This window comes from Piscinibacter sp. PDB5-1, from assembly GCF_056676035.1.
In genome coordinates this window covers 947,046-962,711 of the sequence record NZ_JBWVZL010000002.1, presented here as the reverse complement: position 1 = coordinate 962,711, position 15,666 = coordinate 947,046, and the positions used below count along the sequence as shown (strand labels likewise).

General features: G+C 70.1%; 14 protein-coding genes. 10 read left to right on the top strand and 4 right to left on the bottom strand.

Annotation, left to right across the window (positions count from 1 at the left end; all coding sequences use genetic code 11):
* Positions 1-175 precede the first annotated feature (175 nt).
* Together AC1KAT_RS11720 and AC1KAT_RS11715 are read right to left on the bottom strand one after the other, a co-directional pair.
* Positions 176-1,060: an MOSC domain-containing protein gene (locus AC1KAT_RS11720; protein WP_480326011.1), complete on the bottom strand. Its 885-nt coding sequence runs from the start codon at positions 1,058-1,060 to the stop codon at positions 176-178.
* Between the two features lie 8 nt (positions 1,061-1,068).
* Positions 1,069-3,504: an AsmA family protein gene (locus tag AC1KAT_RS11715; RefSeq protein WP_480326009.1), complete on the bottom strand. Its 2,436-nt coding sequence runs from the start codon at positions 3,502-3,504 to the stop codon at positions 1,069-1,071.
* Positions 3,505-3,600: 96 nt separating this feature from the next.
* On the opposite strand from AC1KAT_RS11715, the gene AC1KAT_RS11710 reads away from it, so the two are divergent.
* The 5 genes from AC1KAT_RS11710 (at position 3,601) to AC1KAT_RS11690 (ending at position 8,968) form a co-directional block, all read left to right on the top strand.
* A complete protein-coding gene (locus AC1KAT_RS11710; protein ID WP_480326007.1) occupies positions 3,601-4,704 on the top strand; it encodes an FAD-dependent monooxygenase in 1,104 nt (367 codons plus the stop codon).
* 31 nt (positions 4,705-4,735) lie between these two features.
* On the top strand, positions 4,736-5,476 hold the full coding sequence (locus tag AC1KAT_RS11705) for a DsbC family protein (protein WP_480326005.1): 741 nt from the start codon (positions 4,736-4,738) through the stop codon (positions 5,474-5,476).
* Between the two features lie 157 nt (positions 5,477-5,633).
* Positions 5,634-6,080 carry a DUF3429 domain-containing protein gene (locus AC1KAT_RS11700; RefSeq protein WP_480326003.1) on the top strand — a complete coding sequence of 149 codons (447 nt, stop codon included), beginning with the start codon at positions 5,634-5,636 and terminating at the stop codon, positions 6,078-6,080.
* 48 nt (positions 6,081-6,128) lie between these two features.
* Positions 6,129-7,871 (top strand): M61 family metallopeptidase, encoded by a 1,743-nt coding sequence (locus AC1KAT_RS11695; RefSeq protein ID WP_480326001.1) that lies wholly within the window; start codon positions 6,129-6,131, stop codon positions 7,869-7,871.
* Complete coding sequence (locus AC1KAT_RS11690) at positions 7,853-8,968, top strand: DUF3108 domain-containing protein (RefSeq protein ID WP_480325999.1); 1,116 nt, start codon at positions 7,853-7,855, stop codon at positions 8,966-8,968. The genes AC1KAT_RS11695 and AC1KAT_RS11690 overlap by 19 nt, the downstream gene beginning before the upstream one ends.
* A 30-nt stretch (positions 8,969-8,998) precedes the next feature.
* Here the strand turns inward: AC1KAT_RS11690 and AC1KAT_RS11685 are convergent, their stop codons facing one another.
* On the bottom strand, positions 8,999-9,250 hold the full coding sequence (locus tag AC1KAT_RS11685; RefSeq protein ID WP_480325997.1) for a hypothetical protein: 252 nt from the start codon (positions 9,248-9,250) through the stop codon (positions 8,999-9,001).
* A gap of 142 nt (positions 9,251-9,392) precedes the next feature.
* A complete protein-coding gene (gene lysS / locus AC1KAT_RS11680) occupies positions 9,393-10,874 on the bottom strand; it encodes a lysine--tRNA ligase (RefSeq protein WP_480325995.1) in 1,482 nt (493 codons plus the stop codon).
* Positions 10,875-10,992: 118 nt separating this feature from the next.
* On the opposite strand from lysS, the gene AC1KAT_RS11675 reads away from it, so the two are divergent.
* Genes AC1KAT_RS11675 through AC1KAT_RS11655 form a run of 5 tightly spaced genes read left to right on the top strand, consistent with a single transcriptional unit; the run spans position 10,993 to position 15,666 of the window.
* On the top strand, positions 10,993-11,523 hold the full coding sequence (locus tag AC1KAT_RS11675) for an acyltransferase (protein ID WP_480325992.1): 531 nt from the start codon (positions 10,993-10,995) through the stop codon (positions 11,521-11,523).
* 22 nt (positions 11,524-11,545) lie between these two features.
* Complete coding sequence (locus AC1KAT_RS11670) at positions 11,546-12,658, top strand: glycosyltransferase family 4 protein (protein ID WP_480325990.1); 1,113 nt, start codon at positions 11,546-11,548, stop codon at positions 12,656-12,658.
* 53 nt (positions 12,659-12,711) lie between these two features.
* Positions 12,712-13,473 (top strand): TylF/MycF/NovP-related O-methyltransferase, encoded by a 762-nt coding sequence (locus tag AC1KAT_RS11665; protein ID WP_480325988.1) that lies wholly within the window; start codon positions 12,712-12,714, stop codon positions 13,471-13,473.
* Complete coding sequence (locus AC1KAT_RS11660) at positions 13,470-14,735, top strand: oligosaccharide flippase family protein (RefSeq protein WP_480325986.1); 1,266 nt, start codon at positions 13,470-13,472, stop codon at positions 14,733-14,735. Before AC1KAT_RS11665 ends, AC1KAT_RS11660 begins: the two co-directional genes overlap by 4 nt.
* A gap of 16 nt (positions 14,736-14,751) precedes the next feature.
* Entirely contained in the window at positions 14,752-15,666 is a 915-nt protein-coding gene (locus tag AC1KAT_RS11655; protein WP_480325984.1) for a hypothetical protein, read from the top strand.

Below are 15,666 nucleotides of genomic sequence, written 5' to 3'. Positions count from 1 at the left end.
CGGCCACCCGTCCGCCGTCAGGCAGCGGCAAAGGTGGCGCACGACGGCGAAGGCGCGAAGCCGCAAGATACGCGGCACGCCCGCCGCCATGGGGTGGATTCGCGTGCGAATTGGCACACCCGAGGGCTGGTCCGGCGGCCCAAGCGCGCCGTGGGCGCGCCGCCCGGTCGGCGGCTCAGAACTTGTAGGTCGCCGAACCGCGTTGGCCGACACGCAGCTCGCAGTCGATGCCCTCGAGGATGACCGCGTTCATGCCGAAGGCGATCGCGCCGTCGAGCAGCTCGCTGGCGCGGTAGGTCGAGAGCGTGTCGCCGGGCTCGTGGCCGGGCACGCCGGTGGCCGGGTCCACGTTGGGAATGGGGCAGCGCGGGCAGGGCTTGACCAGGCGCAGGCGCACGGGGCCTTGCGGCGTGTCGATGCGGATCTCGTCGAGGTGGTCTTCGTCGTTCGCGCTCAGGCCGCTCAACACGAGGTTGGGGCGGAAGCGTTCCATGCCCACCGCCGGCTTGCCCTGGTCGGCGAGGCGACGGTTCAGTTCGGCCAGCGAGTCTTCGGACAGCACCAGCAACGGGTAGCCGTCCGAGAACGCGTTCTCGGCCTCGACCTCGCCCGTCCACTGTCGGCTCGACAGGCGCTTCTGCTCGGGGTCGAAGCGCACCAGGCGCAGCGGCTGGCCGAGGAAGTCGCTGAACCACTGTGCGGCGAGCGCGCCCATGTCGTAGGCCGCGACCTCGTCTTTCCACACCGTCACCCGTGTGGGCGCTTCGACCGTGTCGAGTGCGAGGTGCAGGGCCAGCATGCCCGGCGCACGCAGCACCAGTTCGGTCTGCTTGAGCGTCGTGTGGACCAAGGCCATGCGCGGCAGTTCGCGCTGGGTGACGAAGTGGCCTTGGGCATCGACCACCATCCACGCGCGGTCGAATTCGAGGCCGGTTTCGATCAGCAGCGCCTCGTTGAGCGAGACGCCGGCGCAGCTTTTCACTGGGTGCACGTGGATCGCGACGAGGGTCACGCTGACGTCGCCGGTGGTTTCTTCCATCTCGTCAATGGCATAGCTCATTTGCCCGGTCATTTCAGCAGTCCCTTCAAACGGTCCTTGAGTTGTTCCTTGACCTGCTCGCGCGGTGACGCAGCCGGCGCGCTGGCGCCGCTGGCCGGGGTCGCCGGCACGCCCAGCTTGTCGCGCAACTTATCGCCGAGCCGGTCTTTGAGCTTGTCTTTGGCCGCATCGACCTTGGCATCGACCGCTGCGCCGGCGAGGGCCGACCATTGGATCTTCCAGCTCAGTGCGTCGAAGTGGCCGGTCAGGCGCACCGGCACCGTCAGGCCCTTCAGCGCCGCCAGCTCCGCGCCGTCCTGCCCCTTGGCGGTGGCGGCCACCGTGGCGCGCGCGGTGTAGTCGAGCTGGCCACGCCCGATGTCGGCGCTGCCGCTGCCGCCCAGGCGCAGGAAGGGGCTCTTCATGTCGAGGTCCTGGTTGCGGGCCACGCCGTTCTCGACCACGAAGCTGGCGGTCAGCTCCGAGAAGTCGGTCTTCTCGGTCTCGCGCGCCTGTTCGACCGCGTCCTTGCGCAGCGTGAGCGCAGCGCGTGCCTGGCGCAGGCTGCGCGCGAGGTTCACGCCCTTGACCGAGCCGTCGCGCAGCTGCAGCGCGGCCGTGCCGTCGAGTTGCGACTTCATCGCGCCGACCGTGGCGCCGTGCGTGCGCAGGTCGGCGCTGACGCGGCCGGTGCCTTCGAGCATGTCTTGCTGGGCGACGGTGTTGAGCAGCGCGTTGACGTTCACCCCCGCGGCCACCGCCTTCAGCGCCACGCGGTTGTCGCGCGCGTTCACCGAGCCGGTGGCGTCGAGCGTGCCGCCCCAGGCCTTGCCGGCGAGCTTGCCGATGCGCATCAGCCCTTCGTCGAGCGTGGCGTCGAACTGCAGCTCGTCGATGCGGTAGTCGCGGTAGGCGAAGCGGCCCACGCGCAGCGCGAACTGGCCGTCGAAGGCGCGCAGGGCCGACAGGTCGATCGGCGCCTCGGGCGCGGCGGGCTTGTCGCCGCCCGCGGGCGCCGGCGCGGTGGCCTCGGGCGGCAGCAAGAGCCGGTTGAGGTCGAGCGCGGCGAAGCGGGCGTCGAGCTTCAGGTGCATCGGCTTCTTGGCGAGCGCGGCCGTGCCGTCGATGTTGAACGGGTTGGCGTTGATCTGCCCCTTCAGCGCCCACTGCGCAGCTTCGGCCGAGGCGCGCGCGCTGCCTTGCAGGGCGATGTCCATCGGCTGCAGCGAGGGCTCTTGCAGCTTGACCTGACCGCCCAGGCCTTCGAGCGCCAGGCTCTTGTCGGCCGGACGCAGGCGCAGGTCGGCGCGCAGGCTGCCAGCGATCTGGCGCGAGCCCTGGCGGCCTTTCAGCGTGGTCTCGAACTGCGGCACCGTCACGAGGTCGAAGCTGCCCTGCGGCGCCCCCGACTTGAAGCTCGCGTCGAGCGAGGTCGGCCCGCCCAGCGTGACGCGCCCGGTGAGCGCGCTGCCGTTCAACGACGCCGGGTTGACGGTCAGCTCGGGCCAGTCGAGCGCGAGCGACAGCGGGTGCGTGTCCTGCGTGCCGGCGAGCTTCACCTGCAGCTGCGTCAGCGCGAGGTTCTTCTTGGCCGGGTCGAACAAAAACACCTTCACCGCCACACGCGAGTCGGCGAACTTCAGGCCGCCGAGCGTGGCACCGAAGCCGAGGTCGAGTTCATCCATTTGCAAGAGGCCGCCGCCGCTGGCGAGCGTGCCCTTCAGCGTGGCGTCGATGGCCTGCACGCCGAGCGCGTCGCCCTGCCAGCGGAGGTTCATGTCGCGCAGGCGCACCGACTTGTCGGCGAGGTTGAGCGTGAGCTGCGTCGCGCCCGTCAACGTGCCCTGCACGGCGGGCGACTTCAGCGCGAGCTGTGCATCGAGCTTCACCGGCGACTCGACCCCATCGGCCAGGCGCCCGGTGCTGAGCGAGCGCAGGGTGACGTCGCCCGCGAACTTGCCGAAGTCGTCTTGCACACGCAGCGACACGTCGTCGAGGCGGATCGCGCTCACGTCGAAGCGCAGCGGCTTGCTGGCGGTGGTGTCGGCGGGTTCGTTGGGGTCGGCGGCGGCGAGGTCGTCGATGTTGCCCTTGCCGTCTTTGTCGCGTGAATAAACGACGGTCACGCCGCGCGCGCTGATGCGGTCGACCACCAGTTGGCGGCGCAAGAGCGGCCACACGTCCACCGCCAGTGCGGCCTGCTTGAGCGACAGAAAGGTCTCGGGGCGGCCCTTCTCGCTGAGGCTCACGTCGCTGAGCTCGACTTCGAGGCGCGGAAAGACCGAGAGCTTGATGGGGCCATCGATGACCAGCGTGCGGTCGCGTTTCGCTTTCATCCAGTCGATGGCCACACCCTTGTAGGCGTTGGCGTCGAAGGTGGCGACCAGCCACACGAGGGCGGCCGCGAGCAGCGCGAACAGGCCGCCTGCGGTCCACAGCGCGTAACGAACCCAGGGTGTTTTCATGCGATGGCGACTCCGTTGTCCAAGCCCGGTGCCTTGGGGAAAACCTTGGATTCTGCATGCCGGTCGGCACCGGGGGCGATACCTACAATCCGCCGGATGAAGCGATTCGATGTGTGCGTGCGTGGCGCGGGGGCCGTGGGCCGAAGCCTGGCTTTGTCGCTGGCGCGGCAGGGCCTGCAGGTGGCCTTGGTGCGCGACGCCGCGCAGGCCCACGGGCCCGACCTGCGTGCCTATGCCCTCAACGCCGGCTCGGTGAAGCTGCTGCGCGAGCTGAAGGTCTGGGACGCGATGCCGCCCCATGCCGCCACCGCCGTGCACGACATGCACATCGAAGGCGACGCGCAGGGCGTGCTCGAGTTTTCGTCCTGGCAGCAGCAGGTGAGCGAGCTGGCCTGGATCGTCGATGCAGGTGTGCTCGACGAAGCCCTGGCCGCCGCGGTGCGCTTCGCGCCGCACGTGACCGAGGTCGCCGAGCCGGTCGAAGCCGATCTGCAGGCGCTGTGCGAAGGCAAAGAATCGGCCGGGCGCGACGCGCTGGGCGTGGCCTTCGAGCGCCAGCCCTACGGCCACCGCGCCATCGCCGCGCGCCTGGTGGCGAGCGAGCCGCACCGCCACACCGCGCGCCAGTGGTTTCGCCACCCCGACGTGCTGGCGCTGCTGCCCTTCGACAGCCCTGAGCCCGGCCGTTCGTACGGCCTGGTGTGGTCGCTGCCTGAAGACCGTGCGCAAGAACTGCTCGCGCTCGACGGGCCGGCCTTCGAGGCCGCGCTGAACGAAGCCACGCAACAGCAGGCCGGCACGCTGACGCTCGGCAGCGAGCGTGCGAGCTGGCCGCTGATGCTGGCGCGCGCCGAACGCTGGTCGGGCCCGGGCTGGGTGCTGCTGGGCGACGCCGCTCACGTGGTGCACCCGCTCGCCGGCCAGGGCCTGAACCTCGGCCTGGCCGACGTGCAGGCCCTGTCGCGCGTGATCGCCGCGCGCGAAAGCTGGCGGTCGGCCGGTGACGAACGCCTGCTGCGCCGCTACGAACGCGAACGGCTCGGTGCCGTGCGCGCGATGGCGCAGCTCACCGACGGCTTGTTGCAACTCTTTGCCCACGACCACGCCGCGCTGCGGGAACTCCGCAACCGGGGCATGGGTCTTGTCAATCACCTCTCGCCTCTGAAGCGCTGGCTCACGTCGCGCGCCCTGGGTGCTTGAGAGCCCCCCTTTCCCCACCCTGAGGCCCACCATGCCCACCCCCATCACCCGACCCCTGCTCGCCCTCGCGGCGGGCCTGCTGATGCTGCAATCGGCCTCGGCCGACGACGCGGCGATCCGCAAGAACCTGGCCGAACGCCTGCCCAACCTGCCCGCCATCGACGAGATCAACCCGACGCCGATCCCGGGCCTGTTCGAGGTGCGCCTGGGCACCGAAATCGTCTACAGCGACGACAAGGGCCACTACGTCTTCCAGGGCAACCTGATCGACACCAAGACCCGCGCCAGCCTGACCGAAGCCCGCATCAACAAGCTGACGGCCATCGACTTCGCCAGCCTGCCGCTGAAAGACGCCATCGTGCTGAAGCTCGGCACCGGCGAGCGCAAGCTGGTCGTGTTCTCGGACCCGAACTGCGGCTATTGCAAGAAGCTCGAAACCGACATCCAGAAGCTCAAGAACGTCACGGTCTACACCTTCCTGTACCCCATCCTCGGGGCCGACTCGACCGTCAAGGCCAAGAACATTTGGTGCGCGAAAGACCAGACCAAGGCCTGGCTCGACTGGATGCTCGCCAACAAGGCGCCGCCCAAGGCCATGGGCGAATGTGCCAACCCGCTGGAGCGCAACGTGGCCATGGGCCAGAAGTACCGCGTGCAAGGCACGCCGGCGCTGGTGTTCGTGGACGGTACGCGCGTGCCGGGTGCGCTGGGCAGCGAGCAGATCGAAAAGCAGCTGGTCGCCAGCGCAAGCGCCAAGCCCGACAAGAAGTGACGCATGGCGCGGTGGCGCGCCCTGTGGATGAGAGCCGGGCCCTGCGCCCGGCTTTTTTCATGGCGCACCGCCGTTTGACCCGGCCCCCTGCACCCCCGTCGCCTTCGGGTGAGGGCGACAATCGCGGCTTCGTGTCACCGCCTCCTGGAGCATCTGCTTGAGCGCCGAGTCCCTTCCTGTCCTCGCTCCGAATCCCGTCGCCCACCGGCTCGGGTATGCGGGCCTGCTGCCCTTCGTGCTGGGGGCTGCGCTCGTGTGGATCGTGCGGCCCGACGTGGTGGGCTATGTGTCGGCCGCGCTGTCGGCCTACGCGGCCGTCACCATCTCGCTGCTGGGTGGCATCCACTGGGGCCTGGGCTTTCGCCAGCGCGTGCCCTCGCCGAGTCTTTTCGCCTGGGGCGTGGCCCCGCCGCTCTTTGCGTGGATCGCCGTCGTGATGCCGCCCCACGCGGGCCTGGTGCTGCACGGCCTGATGCTGGCCGTGGCGTATCTCGTGGACCGCCGCATCTACCCCGCGCAAGGTGCCGGCGCCTGGCTCACGCTGCGCTTTCGCCTGAGCGTCGTGGCCAGCCTGTGCTGCTTTCTCGGCGCAGCCGGCAGCTGAACCCAGCACCCGCCCACACACCCCGCTGAACGACTTCACCCGCACCGCATGATTGCCTACCGAATCGACATCGCCGACGCGCACGCGCACCTGTTTCGCGTCACCCTCACCGTGGCACGGCCCGAGGCGCAGCAGCGCCTGAGCCTGCCGGCGTGGATCCCCGGCAGCTACCTGGTGCGCGAGTTCGCGCGCCACCTGTCGCAGCTGCAGGCGAAGCAGGGCACGCGCGCGGTGCCGCTGCGCCAGCTCGACAAGGCCAGCTGGGAGGCCACCTGCACCGGCGACACCGCGCTCGTGGTCAGCTACCTCGTCTATGCCTTCGACACCTCGGTGCGCGCGGCCTTTCTCGACGCGAACCGGGGCTTCTTCAACGGCACCGGCGTCTTCCTGCGCGTGCATGGCCGCGAAGCCGAGCCGCACAGCGTCGAGTTGAAGACCGTGCCCAAGGGCTGGCAGGTGGCCACCGCGCTGCCGGCGGTGCAGGTCAACAAGGCCGGCCTCGGGCGCTACCAGGCGGGCGGCTACGACGAACTGGTCGATCACCCGGTCGAGCTGGGCCGCGTCTGGCGCGGCAGCTTCACGGCCTGCGGCGTGCCGCACGAGTTCGTCGTCGCCGGTGCACTGCCCGATTTCGACGGCGAACGCCTGCTGGCCGATGCCACGCGCATCTGCGAAGCCAACATTCGCTTCTGGGTGGGCAAGAAGAAACCGCACTTCGACCGCTACGTCTTCCTGCTCAACGCGGTGGACGACGGTTACGGCGGGCTCGAACACCGCGCCAGCACCGCCCTCATCTGCGGCCGACGCGACCTGCCGCAGCAGGGCAAGGCCGACCTCACCGACGGCTACGTGACGCTGATGGGCCTGATCAGCCACGAGTACTTCCACACCTGGAACGTCAAGCGCCTGCGTCCGGCCGAGTTCGCCACCTACGACTACACGCAGGAGAACTACACCGAGCTGCTGTGGTTCTTCGAGGGCTTCACGTCTTACTACGACGACCTGCTGCTGCTGCGCGCCGGGCGCATCGACGAGGCGCGTTACCTCAAGCTCGTCGGCAAGACCGTGACCAACGTGCTCGCGATGCCGGGCCGCCGGGTGCAAAGCGTCGCGCAGGCGAGCTTCGACGCCTGGGTCAAGTACTACCGCACCGACGAGAACACGCCCAACAGCACGATCAGCTACTACACCAAGGGCTCGCTGGTGGCGCTGTGCCTCGACCTGACGCTGCGCGCCGAAGGGCAGGGCACGCTCGACGACGTGATGCGCGGCCTGTGGGCCCGCAGCAAGGGCGGGCCGATCGGCGAGGCCGACATCGCCGCCGTGCTGCGCGAGGTGGGCGGCCGTTCGTACAAGAAAGAGCTGACCGCCTGGGTGCATGGCACGGGCGAGCTGCCGGTGCGCGAGCTGCTCGGCCGCGTGGGCGTGAAGTGGCTCGCGCAGGCGCCCACGATGGCGCAGCGCCTGGGCGTGCGGGCGGCCGAAAGCGCGCTCACCGGCATCAAGCTCACCGCCGTGCTGCGCGGCGGTGCGGCCGAGGCGGCGGGCCTGTCGGCCGGCGACGAGGTGCTGGCCGTGAACGACTGGCGCGTGCGCCGGCTCGACGACGCGGTGCGCCTGCTGCCGGCCAGCGGCCGCGCGACCCTGCTGGTGGCGCGCGACGGGCGCATCGCCTCGCTGCCGGTGCGCATCGGCGCGGCGACTGATGCGGGCGCCGTGGCGCTCGGGGCGGACGCGGCGGCGCCGAGCGATGCGCAGTCCCTGCGGCGCGCATGGCTGAAGGCGGGGTGATCGACCGGCGGCGCGCCATCGCCCTGGGTCTGCTGGCGGGGGCGGTGGCCGCGCTGCATGGGGGTGTCGGCGAGGCGGTGGGCCGGCACGCGTTCGACCTGCGCCAGCAGGCCCAGGCGCCGCCCCGCATGGCGGTGACCTATGTGCGCGAGCTGTCGCTCGAAGCGCCGCCAGCGCGCGGGAGGCCCGCAGCGCCACCTGGTGCAGCCACGAGCGTTCGGCGCGCCGAGCCGAGGTCTGCGCCGGCGACGGCCGCTTCGGTGCCCGCCGAACCTGCGGCCGACGCGCCCGAGGTGGCGGCGGTCGAGCCGCAGCCCACGGCCTCAGCGCCCGAAGCCCCGGCGGCACCAGAGCCCGCGCCACCCGTCGCCACTGCCAGCGCGGCTGCTGCCAACGCCAGCGCATCCGCCGCCGGCCCGGTGCCCTTCGACTGGCCCGTGTCCACCAAGCTCAGCTACGTGCTCACCGGCCACTACCAGGGCGAGATCCACGGCAGCGGCCAGGTCGAGTGGATCCGCATCGGCGACCGCTACCAGGTGCATGTGGACGTCACCGTCGGCCTGAGCTTCGCGCCGCTGATGGTGCGCCGCATGAGCAGCGAGGGCACCATCGGCGCGCGCGGCCTGGTGCCGGCGCGCTACGACCAGTTCACCAAGCAGGCCTTCAGCGAGGCGCGTGCGCTGAGCATGCCCTTCGAGCCCGGCCGGGTGAAGATCGCCAACGGCCAGTGGCGCCCCGCGTGGCCGGGCGTGCAAGACACGGCCAGCCAGTTCGTGCAGATGGTGTGGTGGTTCGGCCTGCAGCCCGAGCGGCTGCGGCCGGGCCAGCAGGTCGAGGTGCCGCTGGCGCTGCCGCGCGGGGTGGACCTGTGGACCTACGAGGTGGGCGAAGAAGAGACCCTGCACACGCCCTTCGGCGCGGTGCAGGCCGTGCCGGTGAAGACGCGCCGCCAGGCAAGGCCTGGGGGCGATCTGGTGCCGCAGATGTGGTTTGCGCCGGGCCTGCGTTACCTGCCCGCTCGCATCCGCATCCACCAGGACGCGGAGACCTTCATCGACCTGATGATCGCGCGCAAGCCGCAGCTCGCGGCCGAATGAGCGCCGCGCAGCAGGCGGGGCGCGAGCCGATCAAGCCGCGTCGGCCAGCGTGGGCAGGGCGGTGTAGCGCGACGGTGGGGCGGCGGTGAGCTCGATGTACCCGGCTTCGAGCAGCGTCAGCAGGGCTTCTTCGCCCTGGCCGGGGATCAGCTTGCACAGCTCGTCGTCGCTTCGGCGCCCATCCACCAGGATGAGCGCAGCGCGCAGCCGTGGCACGAGCCGGTTGACCCGTGTGGCGATTTCGGCCGCGCCTTTTTCGGTCTTTCGGTACAGCGTTGGCATGGCATTCCCTGCAAAGTGAACACCGCTATGAGACGGCCGACCGAGCTTAGTGCGCCATGGGAAAAACGAGCAATCGCTGTTGCGCTCGCTGACAACCATGTCCAAATTGCGGCGGAATGCACGAATTTGTGACTTGGGGTTTTCACGCCTCCTTGCGCAGCGACGGAAAAAGGATCACGTCGCGGATGCTCGGGCTGTCGGTGATCAGCATCATCAGCCGGTCCAAGCCGATGCCGCAGCCGCCGGTCGGGGGCATTCCGTATTCGAGAGCGCGGATGAAGTCGGCGTCGTAGTACATCGCCTCTTCGTCGCCGGCTTCCTTGTTGGCGGCCTGCGCCAGAAAGCGCGCGGCCTGGTCTTCGGCGTCGTTCAGCTCCGAGAAGCCGTTGGCGTACTCGCGGCCGGTGATGAACAGCTCGAAGCGTTCGGTGATCGACGGGTCGGTGTCAGACGCGCGGGCCAGCGGCGACACCTCGACCGGGTAGTCGATGATGAAGGTCGGGTCCCACAGCTGCTCTTCGACGGCAGCCTCGAACAGGCCGAACTGCAGCTCGGGCAGCTTCCAGTGGGCGGGGGCCTTTTCGCCGCGCTTGACGATCTCGGCGCGCAGCACCTCGGGGTCGCTCGCCTGGGCTTCGGTCAGACCGGCGTAGGCCACCAGCGAGTCGCGCACCGTGAGGCGCTTGAAGGGCTTGTCGAGATCGACCGTCTTCTCGTTGTAGGTCAGCACCGCCGAGCCCGTGGCCTGGCGCGCCGCGTGGCGCAGCACCTGCTCGGTGAAGTCCATCAGGTCGTGGTGGTTCCAGTAGGCCGCGTAGAACTCCATCATCGTGAATTCGGGGTTGTGCCGAACCGAGATGCCTTCGTTGCGGAAGCTGCGGTTGATCTCGAACACGCGCTCGAAGCCGCCGACGATCAGGCGCTTGAGATACAGCTCGGGCGCGATGCGCAGAAACATCTGCTGGTCGAGCGCGTTGTGGTGCGTGACGAAGGGCTTGGCGTTCGCGCCACCCGGGATGGGGTGCAGCATCGGCGTTTCCACTTCCATGAAGTGGTGCTCGGTCATGAACTGGCGGATCGAGCTGATGGCCTTGCTGCGCGCCGCGAAGCGCACGCGGGCGTCTTCGTCGGTGATGAGGTCCACGTAGCGCTGGCGGTACTTCTGTTCCTGGTCGGTCATGCCGTGGAACTTGTCCGGCAGCGGGCGCAGGCTCTTGGTCAAAAGGCGCAGCGTCGTGACGCGCACCGAGAGTTCGCCGGTCTTGGTCTTGAACAGCGTGCCCTCGGCCCCGAGGATGTCGCCCAGGTCCCAGTGCTTGAAGGCGGCGTAGACCTCTTCGCCCAGCACGTCCTTCGCGGCGAAGAGCTGGATGCGGTCGGTCGCGTCTTGCAGCGTGCCGAAGCTCGCCTTGCCCATCACGCGCTTGAGCATCAGCCGGCCGGCGATGCTGACGGTGACGTTCATCGGCTCCAGCTCTTCGTTCGGCAGTTGGCCGTACTTCTGCGCGATGTCGCGTGTGTGGTGCTTGGGCTTGAAGTCGTTCGGAAAGGCCACGCCCTGCTTGCGGATGGCGGCGAGTTTTTCGCGGCGTTCGGCGATGAGCTGGTTGGTGTCTTGGTCCATGGCGGGCAGAGGGCAGGGGTGTTGAACGGGGGTGAACAAGGAGCGAGGCGAACCGCGAATTGTAGGTGGGGGCTCCTAGAATCCGGGCCTTCGTTGCACCGTCCGAGGCCCGACCCGCGTGATCGATCAGCTTTATTTCATCGCGCTGGCGTTGATCAACACCGTGCACGGCTGGCTGCCCTTCGTGCTGCGGCCGCTGCTCTACCGGCTGTGCGGCTTTCGCATCCACCGCAGCGCCACGCTGCAGGGCGGGGTGCGCTTCTTCCATGTGGGCCGGCTCGCGGTGGGCGAGGGCACGGTGGTCAACCGGGGCGTCTACCTCGACAACCGGGGCGGCATCACGATCGGCCAGAACGTGTCGATCGCCCATGACAGCCGCATCTACACGATGGGCCACGACGTCAACGACCCGGGCTTCGCCACCAAGGCGAGCCCCGTGCGCATCGACGACCACGCGGTGGTCTTCGCCGGCGCGATGCTGATGCCCGGCGTGCACCTGGGCCGTGGCGCGGTGGTGATGGCGGGCGCGGTGGTCACGAAAGACGTGCCGGCGATGCGCATCGTCGGTGGCAACCCGGCGCGCGAGATCGGCGAGCGCCAGACCGAGCCGAGCTACCAGCTGAAGCGCCGGTTCTGGTTCGCGCATTGACGGGCTTGCATTGAATCGCCACGTGGGCACCCGCATCGCCATCCTCGACCCGGGCTCCTTCGTGCTGCCCTACGACTTCCAGCTCGTGCAGGCGCTGGCCGCACGCGGCGACGCGGTCACCTTCTACGGCTCGACCACGCGCTACAACGGCGAGCTGCTCGATGCCATGCGTGCGCTGCCTGGCGTGCGGGTGGTGGCGCGGGGCATCTCCAGCTCGGTTGCCACGCGCTGGCGCGCGGCGCTGGCCTTCGTGGCACTGCTGGCCCGCCTGTGGGCCGAGGCGGTGCTGCGGCGCCGTTTCGACCTGGTCAACCTGCAGTTCGGCAGCTTTCGCTGGGCCGAATGGGCGGTCTGCGCGCTGCTGCGCCGGCGGCTGGTCTACACGGTGCACAACGCCGTGCCGCACCGCTTCACCGGCACGCAGCACGCGCCCACGCGCCGGCTGGCCCGGCTGGCGATGCGGCTCGTGTTTCTGAGCGAAGCCACGCGCGAAGACTTCATGGCCCGCTATGGCGAGGGCTTCCGGGCCAAGTCGGTGCTGCTGCCGCACGGGCTGGTGCCGGCCTCGCCCGAGCTGGCTGCCACGCCCTACGCCGCGAAAGGCCCCGAGCGCGCGCTCGTGTTCTGGAGCCGCGTGCAGCCCTACAAGGGCGTGGAGCTGTTCGCCGACCTGGCCGCCTCGCCCGCACTGCGTGAGCGCGGGCTGTCGCTGGCCGTGCACGGCATCTGGTCGCCCGAGCTGCTGCCCTTGCAGCAGACCCTGCGTGAGCGTGGCGTGGCCGTGCACGACCGCTACCTCGACACCCCCGAGCTGCTGGCCCTGTTGCGCGAGGACGCGGTCTTCGTGCTTCCCTACCAGCACGCCTCGCAGTCGGGCGCGCTCTACACGCTGCTGAACCACGGCCGCATCTTCATCTGCACCGACGTGGGCGACCTTGGCGCCTTCATGCGCCGCTTCGGCCTGCAGGGCTTGCTGCTGAAGTCGCGCAGCGCCGAGGCGTTGATCGATTGCTTGAACCACCTCGACGCCCAACGCGACGAGCTCATCGCCGCCTTCCGGCGCGCGCAGCAAAGCCTGGGCTGGCAGCAGTTGCTCGCCGATGCGCCCGAGGCGTACGCGGCCCCGCGTGGGTGAGACAATCCGCAGCCTTTCGGGGGCTGCACACCTCGAAGCTCTTTGCACCGCGCATGAAAAAAATCGTCAAAGCCGCGCTGGCCGGCGCGGGTTGGGAACTGGCCCGCACCGCCGATCGCCAATCGCAGGCCCTGGCCGATCTGTCGGACGCCGACCGCGCCATCGTCGCCCGCGTCGAGCCCTTCACCATGACGAGCCTGGAGCGCCGCGCCAGCCTGCTGGGCGCCGTCGATCACCTCGTCAAGCACCGCCTCGCGGGCGACATCGTCGAGTGCGGCGTGTGGCGCGGCGGCAGCATGATGGCCGTGGCGCTGGCGCTCATCGCCCGTGGTGACACCTCGCGCCACCTGTACCTGTACGACACCTTCGAGGGCATGAGCGAGCCCACCGAGCACGACCGCGCGTTGAGCGGCGAATCGGCCCAGGCCCAGCTCGACCGCACCGACCGCGAACACCCGCTGTGGGCCGTCGCAAGCCTCGACGACGTGCGCGCCAACCTCGCCTCGACGGGTTACCCGGCCGAGCGCATCCACTACGTCAAGGGCAAGGTCGAAGACACCATCCCGGCCACCTTGCCCGCCGGCCCCATCGCCCTGCTGCGGCTGGACACGGACTGGTACGAATCGACCCAGCACGAGCTGAAGCACCTGTACCCGCGGCTCGTGCGGCATGGCCTCTTGATCATCGACGACTACGGCCACTGGCAAGGCGCGCGCCGTGCGGTGGACGAGTACTTCGCCGCCAGCGCCGAGCCCGTGTTCATGCACCGGGTGGACTACACCGCGCGGCTCGTCGTCAAGCACACCGACGCATGACGAGCCCCGGCCCGCGGCTGCTGCACACCTTGCCGGCGGTGTATGCCGCCGGTGCGGTGCGCCTGCTGCTGCCGTTGCTGGTGCTGCCGCTGATGGCCTCGCGCCTGGGGGCCGACGAGTTCGGCCGCCTGAGCTTCGTGCTCGTGTGGGCGAGCCTCTTGTCGATGCTGGTCGAAGGCGGCTTCCTGGCCGCGGCCACGCGCCTGGCCGTGAGCGCCGACGCCGCAGCGCGCTGGCGCATCGCCCGCCAGGTGTTCAGCGCGCGCTGCGTGCTGTGCGTGCCGGCGGTGGTCTTGTCGGGCGTGGCGGCGGCCTGGGCCGGCGAGGGCACGGGCCACCGGCTGGCCGATGCCGCCGCCATCGCGGCGCTGGCCTGCGCGCTCGGCTGGCCGGCCACCTGGTACCTGCAGGCCACGCAGCAGCTCGCCGCCTGGGCGCGGGTGGAGCTGCTGGTCTACGGCCTGCTGATCGCCGCCTGCTGGGCCTTCGCGCACGGGCTGGTGGCCTATGTGCTGCTGCAGCTGCTGGCCTCGGGCGTGCTCGCCGCGTTGGGCTGGCTGTGGCTGCGGCGCGACCTGCACGCGGTGCGCGATGGCCCCTTGTGGTCGCCCGCCCAGCTCGGCCCGGGCCTGCGCCTGGGCTGGACGATGATGCCCGTCTCGCTGGCCGGCGCGGCCTATTCGTTCGCGCTGCCGGCCGCGGCCTCGGTGCAGATGAGCAAGCCCGAGCTGGGCACCTATTTCATGGCCGACCGCCTCGTGCGCGCCGTGCTCAACGCCGCCGAGCCGGTGTTCGCCGTGGTCTACCCGCGCATCGTGTCGCGCTTCGCGGCCGGGGCGCGGGCAGCCTTGCGTTACGCCGCGGCCTGGGCCGTGGGTGGCGCGGCTGTGGGGCTGCTGCTGGCGGCGGCCGGTGCCGTCGCGTGGCCGTGGCTCGAACCCTGGGTGCTGCGCGACGTGTCGCAGTTCGACCTGCCGGCCCTGCGCGGCACGATGGCCGTGCTCGCGCTCTTGCTGCCGCTGCTGCTGGGCTGGAAGTTCATCGGCTACTGGATGCTCGGCAGCCGCCACTACGACGTGGCCTACCGCGCCTGCGTGGTGGCCGGTGGCATCGCCGGCGTGCTGGGCGCCGCCACCTTCGGCGGTGCGGCCGGCGCGGCGGGCCTGGCCTGGGTGGCGGTCGGCGTCGAGCTGCTGGTGATCGCCGTGGCGGTGGCGGGCATGCTGCTCACGCGCACGCCGCGCATCGCACCGGTCCCCTGACGAAAGAAGGCTGCGCTTGGGCATCGACATCCACAACCTGAACTTCCTCGCGCACGCGCAAGACCTCGGCGTGCGCTTCGACCGCACGCTGGCCATCGGCCGCCAGGCGCTGTTCATCGAAGCCTACGAACTCGACGCGTTTCGGCGCCGCCGGCAACTCGCCCCCTTGCGCGAGCCCGCGCGTGCGGCCGGTGCGGCGCGCTACTTCGAGCCGCTGATGCAGCAGTGGCTGGGCTGTGAAGACGCCGAGTCGGTGGACGCTTCGTCCTACGAGCACGCCACGCACATCCACGACATGAACCTGCCGTGGCCGGCCGGCGCGCCGCAGCGCGGCCACTACGACGCGGTGCTCGACTTCGGCTGCCTCGAACACGTCTTCAACTTTCCCGTCGCGTGGCGCAACTGCGTGGACCTGTGCCGCGTCGGCGGCCACGTGCTGCACGCACTGCCGGCCAACAACCTGTCGGGGCACGGCTTCTACCAGTTCTCGCCCGAGCTGTTCTTCAACCTGTACCAGGCGCAACACGGCTTCGAGCTGCGCGGCCTGTGGTTCGCCGTGATGGGCGAGAACCGCCACTGGTGGCGCGTGGCCAACCCGATGGACGTGAAGCGCCGCGTCAACCTGCGCAACAGCCACGAGGTCTACATGCTGGTGCTGGCGCGCAAGCTGCGCGAGCCGGGCGTGTTGCCGGCGCCGCAGCAGTCCGACTACGCGCAGGCCGAGTGGGTGACCGGCCCGGCCGCCGGCAGTGCCACGACCCGCGCCAGCACGCGCCAGGCGCTGGTGCGCCGCCTCGCCGACGTGGGCGCGCTCGACGCGCTGCGCGCCCTGCGCGAACGCATCCGCGCCGTGCGCCACAGCGGCCTCGGCCTGCCCGCGCCCGACTACCAGCGTGTGGACGTGCACGCCCTCACCACGCGCCGCGCCTGA

Bases quoted from the DNA above. Each gene is read 5' to 3' on its own strand.
- AC1KAT_RS11720 (WP_480326011.1), bottom strand. From the start codon at position 1,060: ATGAGCTATGCCATTGACGAGATGGAAGAAACCACCGGCGACGTCAGC.
- AC1KAT_RS11715 (WP_480326009.1), bottom strand. From the start codon at position 3,504: ATGAAAACACCCTGGGTTCGTTACGCGCTGTGGACCGCAGGCGGCCTG.
- AC1KAT_RS11710 (WP_480326007.1), top strand. From the start codon at position 3,601: ATGAAGCGATTCGATGTGTGCGTGCGTGGCGCGGGGGCCGTGGGCCGA.
- AC1KAT_RS11705 (WP_480326005.1), top strand. From the start codon at position 4,736: ATGCCCACCCCCATCACCCGACCCCTGCTCGCCCTCGCGGCGGGCCTG.
- AC1KAT_RS11695 (WP_480326001.1), top strand. From the start codon at position 6,129: ATGATTGCCTACCGAATCGACATCGCCGACGCGCACGCGCACCTGTTT.
- AC1KAT_RS11690 (WP_480325999.1), top strand. From the start codon at position 7,853: ATGGCTGAAGGCGGGGTGATCGACCGGCGGCGCGCCATCGCCCTGGGT.
- AC1KAT_RS11685 (WP_480325997.1), bottom strand. From the start codon at position 9,250: ATGCCAACGCTGTACCGAAAGACCGAAAAAGGCGCGGCCGAAATCGCC.
- lysS (WP_480325995.1), bottom strand. From the start codon at position 10,874: ATGGACCAAGACACCAACCAGCTCATCGCCGAACGCCGCGAAAAACTC.
- AC1KAT_RS11665 (WP_480325988.1), top strand. From the start codon at position 12,712: ATGAAAAAAATCGTCAAAGCCGCGCTGGCCGGCGCGGGTTGGGAACTG.
- AC1KAT_RS11660 (WP_480325986.1), top strand. From the start codon at position 13,470: ATGACGAGCCCCGGCCCGCGGCTGCTGCACACCTTGCCGGCGGTGTAT.